Genomic DNA, 2,329 nt, shown 5'->3' with positions numbered 1-2,329 from the left:
TACTTCAAGGATAATGGGTTTTCCTTTTCGTTTTAACTTTTCTAAGAGCTTATGGCCAAGTCCCTGTCCACGGGCATTTTTTGAAACAAATAGATAATCAATGAACACAAAATTATCCAATTCCACATACATCAAAACATGGTTTGGCCCCTCATCTTTATGATAGATGTTTGAACGTTCTTTCAGTAAGGTTTCCATGTGAGCCCTGGATTTCATTTCTTCAACAGGAAAATACTGATTCAACTTTTCATACCAATGCATGGTAATACTCCTTTAGGTGCTACTTATTTTTTCATTAAAACTCAGGTAATTGATCAAGATTATTTTCTTTGATGCCGTCTGGTTCACTGCGGATAATGTCTCGACCATATTTGTGGAAGACATCGACATGAGCTATCTTTCCAGCTTTTGCATCATTCAAAGCCGAAATATAATCCAACTCGCGTCCCGCACTTGTTTTAAAAGCAATAATATCGCCATCATTGTTTTTCCTAACCGACACGAATTCTTCTTTACCATCAGGGTTACTGTTCCCTGCTTCCCTTTGAGCTTGCTGCTGACTATTCTGTTTGTACTCTTCATAAATTTTTTCATAATTTTTTTGTTGGATGAGGATTTTAACCAATTCATTTCCTACTAGTCCGGTAGCACCTAGTATTAGAGCTGTTTTTCTTTTGTTTTCCATATCAACTCTCCTTTTGATCCAACCAGCTTCTTTATTAAGATTATTACACAATCCCTAGGAATAATGAAGAATATTAATCCTCGTAAGTATAATTTTACCTTTTTGTATAAATATAAAAGTAAGTTTTAAAACTCATTTGAAGGTGGATTTTTGTTCAATTATTTTCAGATTGGACATACTTAAGAATGTGAATTTTTATAAAGGAGGAACATATATGCCAAACGAATTCCAATTTAGTAATTTTATTAATGAGGTTTCGCTGCAAACAAAAATGGAAAATGTGTGGAGTAATACATGTGGGTCATGGCAGAATTGCAATGAAGACACCATCCAATCTTTCTTAGCTCAGTGCCTTGATTATAATATTGATCCACAATACTGTATGAGTTGGGTCGAGCAGCATAAGGATGTAATACCCGATTGGACGAATGTATCGGAAACCTCGCTAGGATGGATAAACGCACATACTTCAACAGGTTCGGCGATCTCGATTTCAGAGCAGGATTTTAGTTGAATTTTTGGGGAGGGCTACTAATCCCTCCCTTTTTATTTTCCCTAAACATTACAATGTACTCAGTGAATTCTATGGATTAACTCTACTAATCTTTCTAAACCAACAATGAGCCTTGGGGAAGGTCTGCAGTAGAGCTCTTCCTCAAGAATTAGAATTCGATCATCACTTTCATATCCTAGTTTTTCAAATCCATCCCGCTTCTTAACAATGCTTTTGTGGATTTTTTCTTTTCTCACTCCTACCCAAGCAAGACAAATGAAATCGGGTTTACGGCTTAATACATCCTTCCATTCCGCTTGAACGCTTGCTAAATCCACATCCTGAAAGATATTCACAGCCCCAGCAGCCTCAGAAATCTCCGTGAGCCAGTTTATTTTTCCTGGTGTAAAAATTGGCTTTGGCCACCATTCCCAGTACAAATTTGGCTTGTAATAGTGATTTGCACCTCTCTGTTTAACTTTTTCAAGGCGATAACGAAATTGCTTGACTGCCTCTACTCCACGTTGATGCTCACCGAGTGCTTCAGCCGTTATCATTAAATCATTTTCAATGTCTGTTAGTGATTGCGGATTTAACACAAGGTGTGGAATTCCTCGTATCTGTAAAGCTTCCACATTTTTCTCCATCCCTGGAACACTTAAAGATGCAAGGACCAAATCTGGCTGTAATTCCTCAACCAAATCCATATTAATTGACAAATCGGGACCTAATTTAGGCAGACTCACAATTGTAGTAGGCCAATCGGAAAAGTCGTCGACTCCTACTAATAAGTGTGTTAAACCAAGATATTCAATAATTTCCGTATTACTTGGGCATAAGGAAATGACTCGCATCTTATAACATCTCTCCTCCCTATTTAGCGATAAATCATAAAACGCATGGGTATCAATTACTATCCATACGTCTTTGACCAAATTTATTTCCGTTCCCCTTCGACCGCTTCCACCAATTGAAATAAAAAGCGATAAATGAGTTGAAACGCCTCACCTATGGTTAACTCTTCCCTGAATTCTTCGACATAATTTAAGGCGAAATTCAAATTCCATAAGCCATCATCTTGACTAAACATTAAATCAAATTTCGCTTCATCCCCGTTTAAAAGGCTATTCAAATTTTCCTTTAATGTTTTT

Annotated in this window: 4 protein-coding genes and 1 pseudogene; 1 reads left to right on the top strand and 4 read right to left on the bottom strand. The window is 37.0% G+C overall.

What is annotated here, in order from left to right; translation table 11 throughout:
* Both V7659_RS13825 and V7659_RS13820 read right to left on the bottom strand, forming a co-directional pair.
* On the bottom strand, positions 1–261 hold a 261-nt coding region (locus V7659_RS13825; protein ID WP_335540479.1), incomplete at its 3' end, for a GNAT family N-acetyltransferase.
* Between the two features lie 34 nt (positions 262–295).
* Positions 296–610 carry a DUF3892 domain-containing protein gene (locus V7659_RS13820; protein ID WP_335540481.1) on the bottom strand — a complete coding sequence of 105 codons (315 nt, stop codon included), beginning with the start codon at positions 608–610 and terminating at the stop codon, positions 296–298.
* Positions 611–899: 289 nt separating this feature from the next.
* On the opposite strand from V7659_RS13820, the gene V7659_RS13815 reads away from it, so the two are divergent.
* Complete coding sequence (locus tag V7659_RS13815) at positions 900–1,199, top strand: hypothetical protein (RefSeq protein ID WP_335540478.1); 300 nt, start codon at positions 900–902, stop codon at positions 1,197–1,199.
* A 59-nt stretch (positions 1,200–1,258) separates the two neighbouring features.
* Here V7659_RS13815 and V7659_RS13810 read toward each other — a convergent pair whose 3' ends face one another.
* Both V7659_RS13810 and V7659_RS13805 read right to left on the bottom strand, forming a co-directional pair.
* Complete coding sequence (locus V7659_RS13810; RefSeq protein ID WP_335540477.1) at positions 1,259–2,032, bottom strand: cobalamin-binding protein; 774 nt, start codon at positions 2,030–2,032, stop codon at positions 1,259–1,261.
* Positions 2,033–2,115: 83 nt separating this feature from the next.
* Positions 2,116–2,329 (bottom strand): annotated as a pseudogene (locus V7659_RS13805) (branched-chain amino acid aminotransferase); the annotation flags it as partial.

The sequence above is a fragment of the Neobacillus drentensis genome, from assembly GCF_036966985.1.
Taxonomy (GTDB): Bacteria; Bacillota; Bacilli; order Bacillales; family Cytobacillaceae; genus Neobacillus; species Neobacillus drentensis_E.
The sequence above is the reverse complement of the archived record's forward strand: the minus strand, read 5'-3'. Positions and strand labels throughout refer to the sequence as shown.

What these genes read in the sequence shown, in the direction of transcription:
- V7659_RS13815 (WP_335540478.1), top strand. Translation starts at nt 900, where the DNA reads ATGCCAAACGAATTCCAATTTAGTAATTTTATTAATGAGGTTTCGCTG.
- V7659_RS13810 (WP_335540477.1), bottom strand. Translation starts at nt 2,032, where the DNA reads ATGCGAGTCATTTCCTTATGCCCAAGTAATACGGAAATTATTGAATAT.